Origin of the sequence: Streptomyces sp. (genome assembly GCF_019510245.1) — a bacterium.
In the GTDB taxonomy this organism is placed as follows: domain Bacteria; phylum Actinomycetota; class Actinomycetes; order Streptomycetales; family Streptomycetaceae; genus Streptomyces.
Window position 1 is genome coordinate 1 of sequence record NZ_JAEKKT010000093.1, and the last position, 14018, is coordinate 14018.

Genomic DNA, 14018 nt, shown 5'->3' on the forward strand with positions numbered 1-14018 from the left:
CGCCCACAACGCCGGTTGCTGACCGGCAGGAACGGCCGCAGCCGTTCCCACTCGGCATCTGTCAGATCGCCCCGCCCCATGTCCACACCAACGACTACAGGGCGGACTAGTCACATGATCGGCCGGACAAGTCCTAGTCGGCAATCCCCTCCGGAACCGCCTTCTTGATGGCAGGCGCCAGACTCACCAACGGCGCCATGCCATCCCCGGTCCGCCCCGCCGGAATCGTCACCTCGACATACGCCTTCCGCAACGTCGTCGTGAACCGGAACGATTTGTCGGCCCGCTGCTCCAGCAGCCACCCCACCCCGTTCACCTCGACCCCGTCGGCCTCCGGGTCGGCCATCTTCGCGGGTCGCGCGACCCCGCAGCGCAGTATGATCGCCGGGTCCCCCCAGCCCGCGGTCAGCGCGGACGAGGGCTCGGGGTCACGTCGGCCCAGCTTGTCGACCTTGTTCGGCAACACCTCGTCGAGGTGCCGGCACAGCTGGGCGACCGCCCCGCCCGGAGTGGGAACCGCCACCGACGGGACGTCGTCTGCTGATGAGCAGCCCGCGGCCGCGATCAACAACAGAGCGAACGCGGGCAGACCGAATGGCCGGTGACGGAAGAAGTTCACCGGCCAAGGGTAGACGGGGGCTACAGATGGACGACCGGGCAGGTCAGGGTGCGCGTGATGCCGTCCACTTGCTGGACTCTCGCGACCACCAGCCGGCCGAGTTCGTCGACGGTCTCCGCTTGCGCGCGCACGATGACGTCGTACGGTCCTGTCACATCCTCGGCCTGGATGACTCCAGGGATCTTGCTGATGATCTCTGCGACGGTCGACGCTTTGCCGACCTCCGTCTGGATCAGGATGTACGCCTGTACCACGGAACCTCCAGGGCGGCCACGAGGATCATGTGGGGAAAAGGAACGCCACGGTATCGCGTCGCCGCTCACCGCGGGGAGACCTGCGCGGACAGGGGCTTGCGCGCCGGGGTGCAGGCACGGCAGATGTTGACGGTCACCTCGACCGTATCCAGGACGACGGTGACGCGCGAGCGGGCACGGCAAGGCAGAGAAGGGGCGTAAGGGCAATGAAGGGCACTGTTGGTGAGCTCGGGGAGTTCGGGCTCATCAGGGAGCTCACCTCCCGTCTCACCACCACTCCGGCGGTCCGGATCGGTCCCGGCGACGACGCCGCGGTGGTCGCCGCGCCCGACCGCCGGGTGGTGGCGAGCACCGACATCCTGCTGGAGGGCCGGCACTTCCGCCGCGACTGGTCCACGGCCTACGACGTGGGCCGCAAGGCGGCCGCGCAGAACCTCGCGGACATCGCCGCCATGGGCGCCGTGCCGACGGCCCTGCTGCTCGGCCTGGTCGTGCCCGCCGAGCTCCCGGTGACCTGGCCCAGCGAGCTGATGGACGGCATCCGGGACGAGTGCCAGGTGGCCGGTGCCTCGGTGGTCGGCGGTGACGTGGTCCGCGGCGACACGATCATGGTCTCCATCACCGCGCTCGGCGACCTGCGCAACCAGGAGCCGGTCACCCGGGCCGGCGCCCAGCCCGGCGACCTGATCGCCGTCACGGGCTGGCTGGGCTGGTCCGCGGCCGGTTACGCGGTGCTCTCCCGTGGCTTCCGCTCGCCCCGGGCGTTCGTGGAGGCGCACCGCCGCCCCGAGCCGCCCTACCACGCGGGCCCGGCCGCCGCCGCCCTCGGCGCGACCGCGATGTGCGACGTGAGCGATGGGCTGATCGCCGACCTGGGGCACATCGCCGAGGCCAGCAAGGTGCGGATCGACATCCGCTCGGGTGCGATCGACATCCCGACCCAGATGAACGACATCGGCCAGGCGGTCGGCGTCGACCCCATCCAGTGGGTGCTCACCGGCGGCGAGGACCACGCGATCGTGGCGGCCTTCCCGCCGGACGTGAAGCTGCCGGCCCGCTGGAAGGTCATCGGCGAGGTCCTCAACCCGTCCGCGCTGCCCCAGGTGACCGTCGACGGCGCGCCCTGGACCAGCAAGGGCGGCTGGGACCACTTCGGGGACATCGAGTCATGAGCCCGCCGCGCGTGCTGACGGTCGCGGGCTCCGACTCCGGCGGCGGGGCCGGGATCCAGGCGGACCTGAAGACCATGCTCGCGCTGGGCGTGCACGGCATGAGCGTGCTCACCGCGGTGACCGCGCAGAACTCGACGGGCGTGCAGGGGGCCTGGGGGCTGCCGGTGGCGGCGGTCCGCGCCCAGTACCGGAGCGTGGTGGACGACATCGGGGTGGACGCGGTGAAGACCGGGATGCTCTCCTCGGCCGAACTCGTGGAGACGGTCGCCGAGTTGCTCGCCGGGACCGGCGCGCCCGTGGTCGTGGACCCGGTAGGCGTCTCCAAGCACGGCGACCCGCTCCTCGCCGCCTCCGCCCTGGACTCGGTCCGCACGAAACTCCTCCCGCTGGCCACCGTGGCCACCCCGAACCTCGACGAGGTGGCGCAACTCACCGGCGTGCACGTCGAGTCGGAGGCCGATCTGCGCCGGGCCGCGGCGGCCGTGCTGTCGTACGGCCCGACCTGGGTGCTGATCAAGGGCGGGCACCTGCCCGGCGAGGCCGTCGACCTGCTCACCGACGGCACCGACGAACTCCTGCTGCGCGCCCCCCGGTACGACAACCGGCACACCCATGGCACCGGCTGCACCCTCGCGTCCGCGATCGCGTCGCAGCTCGCGAAGGGGCAGTCCGTGCCGGAGGCGGTGGCGGCGGCCAAGGAGTACGTCACCGGGGCGATCGCGGCCGGGTTCGCGCTCGGCGCCGGGATCGGGCCCGTGGACCACGGCTGGGCCCTCAGGCCCGGGACAGGGCCGGGTACTCCCGCAGCCTGATGTCGGTGGCCGCCTTCTCGGTCATCCTCTTGAAGAAGCGGGCCAGCGGACGGGAGGCGAGCACCCGGTACATCCGGTCCCGGCTGCGGATGCGCCGCTCGGTCGGCGGGGCGAAGAACGGGCCCGCGTTCCCGGAGATCTTCTGGCAGCCCTTGGCGAAGTCGCGGATCCGGGACTCGTACTCGGCGAAGGCGGTCCGGAAGTCACCGCCCGCCAGGGCCAGTTCACCCGCGAGGACGTATGCGCCGACGATCGCGACGCCCGTCCCCATCCCGCCCATGGTCGCCCCGTACCCGGCGTCCCCGAGCAGCGCCACCCGCCCCTTGACGAGGCGGTCGACGTGGATCTGGGCGATCGCGTCGAAGTACACGTCGTCGGCCTCCTCCAGGGCCTCGAGGAGGGCCGGGCCCTCCCAGCCCATCCCGGCGAAGCGGTCCATGACGATCCGCTTGACCGCCGTGACGTCCCGGCGGTCGTACGACAGCTCCTCGGACCGGAAGACCAGCAGTGCGCCGGCGCGGTCCGGGTCGCCGTCGTAGTTGCCGATGACGAACGCGCGGCCGGGCTCGCTGTAGACGCGGCCGGTGCGGTCCAGACCCAGGTGGTTGGGGACGTCGAAGCCGGCCACGTAGTGGTCGAAGAAGCGCAGGTAACGGGACTCGTCGCCGAAGACCAGCCGACGGGTGTGGGAGTGCAGCCCGTCGGCGCCCACGACCAGGTCGAAGCGGCGGGGCGCGCTCCTCTCGAAGGTGACGTCGACGCCCTGCGGGTCCTCCGCGACGGAGGCGATCGAGTCGCCGAAGACGTACTCGACGTCGTCCCTGGTGCGTTCGTACATGATCTGCGCGAGGTCGCCGCGGAAGATCTCCACGTCCCCGCTCATCAGCTCGGCGGGCAGGTCCACGCGCGGGCTGCCGTCGGCGTCGACGACCGTCTGGCGGCCCATGTGGGTCTGGCGGGCGTGGATCTCGTCCCAGATGCCCATCGCGGTCAGGACGGTGCGGTGGACATGGCCGCGGAAGTCGACCGCGAAGCCGCCGCCGCGCAGTTCGGGTGCCTTCTCGACGACGGTGACGCGGGCGCCGAGCCGGGCGAGGTTGAGGGCGAGGGCGGGTCCGGCGACGCTGGCGCCGGAGATCAGGACGCTGAGGTGGGCCAGGTTCTTGTTCGTCATGCGATGAGCTTCGGCGGGGGCGCTGACCGTCCCCCTACCGTTCGCTGACCGCCGCTGACCGTCGCCTTCGGCCCTGCTCGAAGGCGCGGTCGTACGTCTCGGCGGACAGCTCCGCCCGCGCCGCCCGCTCGACGCGTACGACGTCCGGGTCGCCCTCGGTCCGGCCGCCGCGCAGGCCCGTCGCGGCGCCCAGCAGCTCCGCGGCCCGCTCGGCGGAGCCGGCGACGGAGGCCAGCGCCTCGGCCGCGTCGGCGAGTTCCAGGTCGCCCGGCCCCTCCACGGCCAGCTCGGCGGCCTTGCGGAACCAGTCGCGGGCCTCCCCGGTGTGCCCTTCGGCTGCGGCCGTGCGGCCGAGCCCGATGAGGCCGCGGACGGTCTCGCCGACGCTGAACCAGTTGGCGGCGCACTCCTGGAGAGCGCTCTCGTAGTGCACGCGCGCGCGTGCCGTGTTCCCGGACAGCCGGGCCGCGTCGCCGAGGCCGCGCCGGGCGGCCGCCACCTTGTCGGGGAGCCCGGCGCCCCGCGCGAGCGTCAGCGCCTCGTCGAAGTGGGCCACGGCGGCCGCCGTGTCGCCCCGGTGCAGCAGCACCGTGGCCCGGGTGCGCAGCACATCGGCGGTCTCTTCCGGCGCGGCCAGCTCCCGCATGTACGCGAGCCCCTCGTCGAGCAGCTCCAGGGCGCGTTCGGACTCCCCGCGCGCGTGGGCGAGCATGCCGAGCGGGTCGAGGCAGTTGGCCAGGCCCCAGCGGTCCCCGGTGGCCCGGTATCCGGCCAGCGCCCGGGCGAAGTACTCCTCGGACTCCCGCGGCCGTCCCGCGAACTGCGCGCGGAAGCCGAGGCCCACGTCGAGCAGGGCGCGCGCCCAGGGGGAGTCGCCGGCCAGGGCGAGCGCGTGCGCGTCGGCGGCGGGCCGCGGACCCGCCGCGACCGCCCACAGCACGAGGATGTACGGCAGCCGCAACGGCCCCGGGTACGCGTCCAGAACGGCGTCCACGCGCGCGATGAGCTCCGGTTCGTCGCCCGCGCCCGAGAGCGCGTTGACCACGCACAGCACGTACTCCTCCGTCAGCCCGGGCGGCGGCGCGTCCCCGACCGCGGCCAGCAGTTCGCGGGCCGTCGCCACCCGTTCGCCGTGCACGCCGCGCAGCCGCCAGAACCAGGAGAGGGGACCCATCAGGCGCAGGGCCCCGCCGGTGTCGCGGCGCACCAGGTGGCGGAGGGCCGCGTCCAGGTTGGCCTGCTCGGCGGCCAGCCGGTCCAGCCACGGCAGCTGCCCGCCGCCGCGCAGTTGCGGCTCGGCCTCCTCGGCCAGCCGCAGGAAGTGGCCGGCGTGGGCGTCCGCCAGGGCCTCCGGGTCGGGCAGGCTCTCGGCGGCGAAGGCCCGGATCGTCTCCAGCATCCGGTAGCGGCCCTCGGACACCTCCAGGAACGACTTCTCCACCAGCGAGGCCAGCACGTCCTCCGGGTACGGCAGCCCGCACACCGCCTCGACCGCCGCGAGCGTCGCGCCTCCGGAGAACACCGTCAGCCGCCGCGCCAGCTCCCGCTCCTCCTCGTCCAGCAGCCCCCAGCTCCACTCCACGACCGCGCGCAGGGTGCGGTGCCGGGGCGCCTTGGAACGGTCACCGCGGGACAGGAGGCGGAAGCGGTCGTGGAGGCGGTCGGCGAGCTCGTCGGGGGTGAGGGTGCGCAGCCGGGCCGCGGCCAGCTCGATGGCCAGGGGCAGCCCGTCCAGGGCGGCGCAGATGCCGGCCACGCGTGCGTGCCCGTCGAATCCGGGGCGTACCGCGCGGGCCCGGTCCAGGAAGAGCCGCACCGCGGGCTCCGGCGGCAGCGGGGGCACCGGCACCAGGACCTCGCCGGTGATGCCGAGCGACTCCCGGCTGGTGGCGAGCACGCGCACCCCCGGGCAGGCGGCGAGGAGCAGGGCGGTGAGCCGTGCCGCCTCCTCGACCAGGTGCTCGCAGTTGTCCAGGACGATCAGCAGCTCGCGCTCCTCCAGGGCGGCCAGCAGCCGGTCCGTGGTGTCGGCGGCGGGGCTGCGCAGGCCCTCGCGGACGCCGAGGGCGGCCAGGACGGCGTACGGGATCCGGGAGCCGTCGGTGAGCGGCGCGAGTTCCACGAAGCAGGCGCCGGGGTGCTGCTGGGCCGCCTCGACGGCGAGCCGTGTCTTGCCGGCCCCGCCCGGCCCGGTCAGCGTGAGCAGCCGGGAGGCGGCGAGGCCGGCGGAGATCCGGGCGAGCTCGGGTTCGCGGCCGACGAAGCGGGTGAGCTGGACCGGGAGCCGTGGCCGCTCGGGCGCCGCGCCCCGCAGCAGTTCCAGATGGAGTGCGGACAGCTCCGGGGAAGGGTCGGCGCCCAGCCGGTCGGCGAGGGTGCGGCGGGCCTCCTCGTACACGGTGAGGGCCTCGGCGGGGCGTCCGGCCGCGTGCAGGGCCCGCATCAGCTGCCCGTACAGCCGCTCGGCCAGCGGACGGGCGGCCAGCAGCGCCCGCAGCTCCGGCACCAGCTCCGAACCGCCGCCGAGCACCAGGTCCGCCTCGACGCGGTCCTGTACGGCGGCCAGCCGCAGCTCGTCGAGGCGTGCGGCCTCGGCCTCGGCGTCGGGGAGGTCGGTCAGTGCGGGGCCGCGCCACAGGGCGAGGGCCTCGCGGAGCCGGGCCGCGGCGGTCGCGTGGTCGCCGGCGGCGAGGGCGGCGCGTCCGGCCCCGGACCAGGCTTCGAACCGGTGCGCGTCCACGGTGTCGGGAGCGACGGCGACGCGGTACCCGGTGGCGGTGGCCTCGATCTCGGCGTGCGGGGCCAGCCGCCGGCGCAGCCGGGAGATCTGCGACTGGAGCGCGTTGGCGGCCCCGGCGGGCGGCTCGGCGCCGTACAGGCCGTCGGTGAGGCGCCGGGTGGAGACCGGGCGGCCGGCGTCCAGGAGCAGCAGGGTGAGCAGGGCGCGGGGGCGGGGGCCGCCGGGGTCCACGGGGGTGCCGTCGTCGGTGCGTACGTCCAGGGGGCCCAGGATGCCGAAGCGCATGGGATCAGCTTGTCAGGGCACGGTTGGCCGGGGTCCGGGATTTCCGGCACGGCTGCACGCGGGCACGGCAAAAAGCCGGCCCACCCGGAGGTGGACCGGCTCTGTGCAGCGAACCAGCGGTGGCCGCGCGCTCAGCGACAGTGCGTCAGCGCGAGACCTTGCCGGCCTTGATGCACGAGGTGCAAGCGTTCACGCGCTTCGGCGTCCCGCCGACCACGGTACGCACACGCTGGATGTTCGGGTTCCAGCGACGGGACGTACGGCGGTGCGAGTGCGAGATGTTGTTGCCGAAGCCCGGCCCCTTGCCGCAGACGTCGCAGTTGGCAGCCACGGGTCACTCCAAAGACTTCAGATGCACTTACGGTTGGATCCCGGCGTGCCGGGATCGAGATCCTGGGGATCTGAGATCTTGAGTGGCCTGCCAGGGGAATGGCCCGATCGGATCGGGCAACCGGAGCAGCATACAACGACTGCGTCCGTTAGACGAAACTAGCATGGCAGCTCAGGGGCCCGCCCCCGGCCCTCTTCCAGCGGACACCCTTCCGGGGTCTACGCTGCGTCCACGTTCGGCCGGCTCAAGGAGGCGCAGGTGGCGCAGGTGCCGCAGACATTCTTCGATGCTCTCGCGGTACGCACCTGGTGCGGACTGTCGCTCGGGGCACTCGGGCGGGCGCGCGAGGAGATCGACGCGATCAACGTCTACCCGGTGGCCGACGGCGACACCGGAACGAACCTGTACATGACGGTGGAGTCGGCGGCAGGGGCGGTCGAGGCCGTCTTCGCGGGCTACGAGCTGGGCGAGGAGGTGCCGACCCTGGCCGACGCCGTCCGCGCGATGGCGCACGGCGCCCTCATAGGCGCGCGCGGCAACTCCGGCACGATCCTGGCCCAGTTGCTGCGTGGCATGGCCCACGTCCTCACCGAGGGTGAGGCGACTCACATCGACGCGGACAGGCTGCGGCTCGCCCTGCGGCACGCCGCCGACGCCGCCCACCGGGCCGTCGCCCACCCGGTGGAGGGCACGGTGCTGTCGGTCGCGGCGGCCGCGGCGGACGCCGCCGACACGGCCGAGGGCGACTGCGGGGCGGTCGCGCGGGCCGCCTACGAGGGCGCGTGCAAGGCGCTCGCGGCGACTCCGGGACAACTGGCCGTGCTGGAGCGGGCCGGGGTGGTGGACGCCGGCGGGCGGGGCCTGGTCGCGGTGCTCGGCGCGCTGGTGGAGGCGTTCACGGGGGAGACGCCGACCGCTTTCGACCTGCACGCGCGCGGGGCGGGCACGGTCGTCCACGCGCGCGTGGACGCCGTCTCCGGTGCCCGGGCCGAGAGCTGCGCGGAGCCCGCCGGCGGGCCCGCGTTCGAGGTCGTCTACCTCCTGGAGGCCGAGGACGCCGCCGTGGACCGGCTGCGGGCCCGGCTCGACGCCCTCGGCGACTCCCTGGTGATGGTCGGCGGCGACGGCCTGTGGAACGTCCATGTGCACGTCGACGACGCCGGAGCCGCCGTCGAGGCGGGTGTGGAGGCCGGACGCCCTTACCGGATCCGGATCACGCACTTCGGCGCCGGGGACGTGCACACCGGCAGGGCGCGGCCGCCGCGCGAGCGGGTGCAGCGGGCCGTGGTGGCCGTCGTGCCGGGGGAGGGGCTGGTGAGGCTGTACACCGAGGCCGGTGCGACCACCGTCCTCGCACGCCCGGGGGAGCCGCCCGCCAGCGGCGAACTGGTGGACGCCGTGCGCCGCGCCAACGCGCGCGAGGTGGTGCTGCTGCCCAACGACGCCGACCTGCGGCACACCGCGGCCGCGGCGGCCGAGCAGGCCCGCGCGGAGGGCATCCGGGTCGCCCTCATCCCGACCCGCTCGGCGGTCCAGGGCATCTCCGCGCTCGCGGTCCACCAGCCGGACCGCCGCTTCGACGAGGACGTCGTCCAGATGACCTCGGCGGCCGGTGCCACCCGCTACGCCGAGGTCGTGGTCGCGGAGCGGCAGTCCTGGACCATGGCCGGCATCTGCCAGGCCGGGGACGTCCTGGGGCTGATAGACGGGGACGTGGCGGTGATCGGCTCGGACGTGACGGCCACCGCCGAGACCGTCCTGGAGCGCATGCTCCAGGCCGGCGGCGAGCTGGTCACCCTCGTCCTCGGCGACGAGGCCCCCGACGGCGTCGCCGACCGCCTGGAGGCACGCGTGCGCGAGGCGTACCTCGCCGTCGACACGGTGGTCTACCGGGGCGGCCGGCAGGGGGCTCCGCTCCTCATCGGCGTCGAGTGAGGCTCCCGCCCGCCGTCACTCCTCCGTGGGCTCCAGCAGTTGCCGGGCCTCCGCCCGCCGGGCCCGGACCGTCTCGTCGGCCGGGTCGGCGCCCTCGTAGGCGTCCAGCACCGCACGCGCGCGTGCGGTCGCCGCGGCCGGCCTGCTGAGGTCGGCCTCCAGCCAGCCCGCGGCCAGTTCCGCGGCGGTACGGCTGTGCAACCCGTCCTCGCCGAGGCCGGCGAACACCGAGATCGCGGCAGCCATCTCCGCGAGCGCCGCCTCGAACGCCTCCCGGATCGCCGGATCGTCGGCGTCCTCCGGCACGGAACGGGCCAGCAGGTCACCGAACTGCCGGTGGGTGTGCCCGAGTTCGCCGGCCAGCCGCTCCGCCGCGGCCGGGTCCCCGACGGCCGCCAGCGCCGCCTCGCACTCCCGGACCGCCTCCGCCATCAGCCTCCGCGCGCCCCTTGGCCCCTCCTCCGTCCGCAGCGCCAGCCAGGCACGGGCCCGCAGCGAACGCACCAGGAAGTGCACGTTGCCCATCGCCCGCCACAACTCACCCGCGCGCGTGTAGGCCCGGTCCGCCTCCACCGGCAGCCCCGCGTTGCCCAGCGACTCGGCGGCCAGGTGGGCGAGAGTGGCGTGGTCGTGCTGCTCGGGCCAGTGCCGGGCGATCTCGGCCGCCTGCAGCCGCCGTTCGGCCGCCGCGTGGTGCTCGCCCAGCTCGCTCAGGCAGTCCCCGAGCCACCACTGGGTCTGGACGACCGCACCGTCGCCGTGCGTCTCGGCGCTAAGGTCGGCCAGCGCCGACTCCAGCACCTCGGCGGCCTCCGCGAACCGCCCCTGCCGCAGCAGGAAGCCGCCCAGCTGGTGCCGGGCCCAGGCGCCCAGCGTGCCGCTCTGCCCGGCCTCGTCGGCCCAGTGCGCCGCCTCCAGGGCATGCTCGGCGGCCTCCTCGGCCGCGCCCCGGCCGCCGACGACCTCGGCGAGCTGCAGATGCAGCTGGGCTCGCCCGACCGGCTCCACGTACGGCCCGCCGTGCTCCAGCGCCGCGCGCAGCGCCCGCTCCGCCTCGGCCAGGTCACCCTGCTCATGGGCGAGCGCGGCCACCCGCACCTCGTACTCGACCGCGAACCACGGCAGCTCCGCGCCGACGAACTGCGCCGTCGCCTGCCGGAACAGCTCGCCCGCCCGCTCCCCGTCCCCGGCGTGCTCGGCCAGTTCGGCGAGCATCGCCCGCCCCTCGGCCGCCCGGGACACCAGCCGCAGGTCGGACCCGCCGCGCCCGCCGACCAGCGCCAGCAGCTCCCGTACGGCCTGCTCCGCGTCCCCGGCGCCCGTGGACCGCTCGTGCACCCGACGCATCAGGATCCGCGCCCGGCTCATCAGTACGGACGCCGTCTGCCGCACCCCGGTCGCGTCGTCGGCGTAGAGGGCGAGGATCCGGTCGTACGGCTCGTCGATCGCGGCCAGCGCCTCGTCCAGTTCCCCCGACAGCGCGCGGACGTAGGCCGCACGCGCGCGTGCGGCGATCGCCTCGCCCTCGTCGCCCGCCTGCGCGTACAGCTCCGCCGCCCGCTCGAACAGCTCGACCCCCTCGGGGCCGCGCCCCATCGCCGTGTGGTCGGCGATCTCCGCGCGGACGTACGTGTCCACCTCGGTCTCCTCGGCGGCCCGCGCCACCGCCGCCCAGGCCTCCAGGGCGTGCGGCCGCAGCGAGTCCGACAGCCGGCGTGCCTCGGCCAGGAGCGCGGGGAACGACTGCTGCTCCGGCCCCTTTGCCGCGGGCGCCGGAGCGACCGGAGCGAGGGGCCCGGCGGGCGCTGTCCGCACCGCCCGCACGCCCAGCGGCAGCCGGTCCACCAGCGGCCGCTGGGCCATCCGCTCGCGCAGCTGGTCGCCGACGTAGGAGGTGCCGTTGCGGGCGTCGAACCGGGCGGCCAGCTCCAGGGCCTCCCCGCGCGCGTGCCCGGCGAGGTCCCCGGCGGTCCACACCCGCCCGGCGGGCCCGGGCACCCGCTGCCCGCCCAGCCCCAGCTCGGTGAGCCGGTCCATCAGCAGCGCCACCACCGCCAGGAAGTCCATCCGGCTGCGCGGCTGCCCGGTGTCCGTGAAGTAGGCGGGACGTTCGGCGAGCAGCTCGAGGCCTCGCGCCTCGTTGCCGGTCAGCGCGCAGAACTCGACGTGGTCCGCGTAGGCGCCCCGCATGCTCTCCATGGGGCGCACCAGACGGAAACCGCGCAGGTGGTGCGCGCGGGCCTCGTCGACGCGGCCCAGCCGCAGCAGCGGGGCCAGGGAGGACGCCAGGACCGTGTGCGGCTCGTGGGCGCAGCTGTACTCGCCGTCCAGCACCGGCCCCCACAGCTCCAGGGCCGCCTCGTCCCGGCCGTTCTTCAGCTGCCAGCCGCCCTGCCCGTGCAGCTCGCACGCGTGGCAGTCGGCCATCCGGTCCCGGTCCGCCGCCAGCCAGGCCGCGTACGCCCGCTCCGCGCGCGGCAGGTCGCCGACGTGCCCCGCGACACTGAACTCCGCGCTGCGCACCGCCCGCTCGGAGTGCCCGGCCAGCCGGTAGCGGTGCTCCATCTCGCCCAGCCACTTCTCGATCGAGGCGAGCGGGACGTGCGGCTGGTCGAGCATGCCGGCCGTCATCCACTTGAAGACCCAGTGCAGCGAATGCGTCTCGTACTCGTCGAAGTCCTCGGGCCGCTCGTCCCACATCCGCAGCAGCCGCGCGAACGGGACGAACATCTTGTCCTTCTCGGAGCTGTAGTTGTAGACCTTCAGCTGGTGCCCGAGCGCCTCGATCACGGCGAGCGGGATGTTCAGCCGCTCGGCCTCCGCCAGCAGCTGCTCCGCGCGCGCGTTGCGGGCGGGACCCTCCGGCTCCTCGGAGTTCTCCGCCATCGCCCGGCGCAGCGAGTCGAAGTCAGCAATCTCCATCAGCGATCGTCTTCCCCATGAGTGGCCCACTCCAGGAGGCCGATGAACGAGCGGTTGAGCAGCGCCGCGTCGGCCGGCCGCAGCGGACGCTGGGCCATCAGCAGCGCCTGACCGTAGAGCGACTCGGTCGCGGTGCCGATCAGCTCCGGGTCCTTGAGTGCGCTGATCCGCCGGATCAGCGGGTTGAGGTGGTTGAGCACCAGCCGGGCGCGGGGGGCGCTGCCGCGCAGCGAGCCCAGGATGCCCGCCCACAGGTCGTCGGCCTGGTCCTCGGCCTCCGCGCGGGCCTGTTCGTGGCGGGCGGCGCGGTCGTCGAGGTGGAGGGCGGGGACCGAGAGGGGGTGGAAGGCCCTCAGTACAATGTCACATTGCAGTGCGTCGAGCTTCGCCCGCGCCACCCCCAGGAACCCCGCCGCCGCCAGCTCCTCCGCCGGGTCCACCGCGTCCAGATGCGCGGTCACGGTGTCCGCGTCCAGCTCCGCGACGACCGTCCCGGGCCGCACCGACGGCAGCGCCTCGACCAGCTCGCTGTCGTACGTGTAACCGCCGTTGATCACCCCGACGCCCTGCGCGGAGGCGATCGGCGCGACCTGCCGGTACTCCTCGACCGTCCGCGTGAAGTGCACCACCGGGTGCCGCTGCGCGAACTCCTCCAGGGACAGCTGCCCGTCGGTGGTCTCGAAGGGGAGCCACGGCAGCATGGTCCTGAGCATCTCCGTGTCGTGCCGGGCCAGCGACTTCACCCCGAGGTGATGCACGGAAAGGAACGCGGAGAGGCGTTCCGGATCACCGGCCGCAAGCCCGGTCAGCCAGGACCGAATCCTTTCGCCGAGCGCCTCCCGTACGGCCGCCAGCGTCTCGTCCTCGTACAGCGACTCGCGCGAGGCGGTCGGCCGCAGACTGTCCGTGTCCAGGACACAGCGCACGAAGAACGCCCAGTCCGGCAGCAGCTGTTCGGCCCGCTCGGTGAGCAGCATGCCCTTGAGGTGCACGCGGTGCGTGGCCCGCTGCGCCGGACTCACCGCCGACGGCAGCACGTACGCCACCCCCCGGATCCCGGCCAGCGGCACGTCCAGCGCGATCGAGTCCAGCGGCGTGAACCCGAACAGCTCGTGACAGTGCCGGGCCAGCGCCACCCGCCGGGTGCTGGGGGAGGGGTACGGCCGGTCCCAGGGCGCCGGCAGGTCGGTGACCGCCTCGTCGCCCACCCGGACGTCGTACGGCAGCAGCGACCCGAAGTCCCGCGCCAGCGCCCGCACCCGCTCCTCGGTGAGCCACTCGCCGGCCCCGGGCCGCGCCACCAGGTGCACGGTGGTGCCCGGTTCGGGCCGCGCCTCGCCGGGCAGCGTACGCACGGTGTACGAACCGTCGTCCGTGGCCGTCCACTCCACGGGCGGCGCGTCCGGCGTACGGGCACTGCGGCTGACGACCCTGATCCGCTCGGCCACGACGAAACAGGCCAGCAGCCCGATGCCGAACTGGCCGAGGAACTCCGAACGCGCCTCCTGGATGCCGCCGGGGTCCGCCCGTTTGGAACTGCGCCCGATGGTCGCGAGGAGGTTGTGCACGTCCTCCTCCGTGAGGCCGACCCCGGAGTCCTCGACCCGCAGGGTGCTGCCCTCCGCGTACAGCGGTACCCGCGCCGGGGCGTCGGGCTGTTCGGCCCGTCTCGCGGTGATCGCGTCCACGGCGTTCTGCAGCAGCTCGCGCAGGTAGACCTTGGGGCTGGAGTACAGGTGATGGGAGAGCAGGTCCACCAGGCCACGCAGGTCGA

At 74.3% G+C, this 14018-nt stretch carries 10 protein-coding genes; 3 read left to right on the forward strand and 7 right to left on the reverse strand.

Translation table 11 applies throughout. The features are described from left to right. Window positions 1-133: 133 nt before the first annotated feature. Both JF597_RS05470 and JF597_RS05475 read right to left on the reverse strand, forming a co-directional pair. A complete protein-coding gene (locus JF597_RS05470) occupies window positions 134-619 on the reverse strand; it encodes a DUF3515 domain-containing protein (protein WP_293989789.1) in 486 nt (161 codons plus the stop codon). 20 nt (window positions 620-639) lie between these two features. Then, complete coding sequence (locus JF597_RS05475; protein WP_093498875.1) at window positions 640-873, reverse strand: Lrp/AsnC ligand binding domain-containing protein; 234 nt, start codon at window positions 871-873, stop codon at window positions 640-642. Window positions 874-1079: 206 nt separating this feature from the next. On the opposite strand from JF597_RS05475, the gene JF597_RS05480 reads away from it, so the two are divergent. Further along, window positions 1080-2045 carry a thiamine-phosphate kinase gene (locus JF597_RS05480; protein WP_293989795.1) on the forward strand — a complete coding sequence of 322 codons (966 nt, stop codon included), beginning with the start codon at window positions 1080-1082 and terminating at the stop codon, window positions 2043-2045. After that, a complete protein-coding gene (gene thiD, locus JF597_RS05485; protein ID WP_293989798.1) occupies window positions 2042-2857 on the forward strand; it encodes a bifunctional hydroxymethylpyrimidine kinase/phosphomethylpyrimidine kinase in 816 nt (271 codons plus the stop codon). Before JF597_RS05480 ends, thiD begins: the two co-directional genes overlap by 4 nt. Here the strand turns inward: thiD and JF597_RS05490 are convergent. The 3 genes from JF597_RS05490 to rpmB all read right to left on the reverse strand — a co-directional run bounded on the left by JF597_RS05490 (window position 2820) and on the right by rpmB (window position 7387). After that, window positions 2820-4031 carry an FAD-dependent monooxygenase gene (locus tag JF597_RS05490; protein WP_293989800.1) on the reverse strand — a complete coding sequence of 404 codons (1212 nt, stop codon included), beginning with the start codon at window positions 4029-4031 and terminating at the stop codon, window positions 2820-2822. The two genes, thiD and JF597_RS05490, sit on opposite strands and share 38 nt — an antisense overlap. A 34-nt stretch (window positions 4032-4065) precedes the next feature. Continuing rightward, complete coding sequence (locus JF597_RS05495; protein WP_293989801.1) at window positions 4066-7056, reverse strand: BTAD domain-containing putative transcriptional regulator; 2991 nt, start codon at window positions 7054-7056, stop codon at window positions 4066-4068. A 145-nt stretch (window positions 7057-7201) separates the two neighbouring features. After that, window positions 7202-7387 (reverse strand): 50S ribosomal protein L28, encoded by a 186-nt coding sequence (gene rpmB, locus JF597_RS05500; protein ID WP_003993230.1) that lies wholly within the window; start codon window positions 7385-7387, stop codon window positions 7202-7204. A 258-nt stretch (window positions 7388-7645) separates the two neighbouring features. Between rpmB and JF597_RS05505 the strand changes: the two genes are divergently transcribed. Then, window positions 7646-9322, forward strand: a complete 1677-nt coding sequence (locus tag JF597_RS05505) for a DAK2 domain-containing protein (RefSeq protein ID WP_293989928.1) — start codon at window positions 7646-7648, stop codon at window positions 9320-9322. A 15-nt stretch (window positions 9323-9337) separates the two neighbouring features. Here JF597_RS05505 and JF597_RS05510 read toward each other — a convergent pair whose 3' ends face one another. After that, on the reverse strand, window positions 9338-12247 hold the full coding sequence (locus JF597_RS05510; protein ID WP_293989931.1) for a tetratricopeptide repeat protein: 2910 nt from the start codon (window positions 12245-12247) through the stop codon (window positions 9338-9340). Continuing rightward, window positions 12244-14018: HSP90 family protein (locus tag JF597_RS05515; protein ID WP_293989930.1), on the reverse strand; the 1775-nt coding region annotated here is incomplete at its 5' end. The genes JF597_RS05515 and JF597_RS05510, both read right to left, overlap by 4 nt.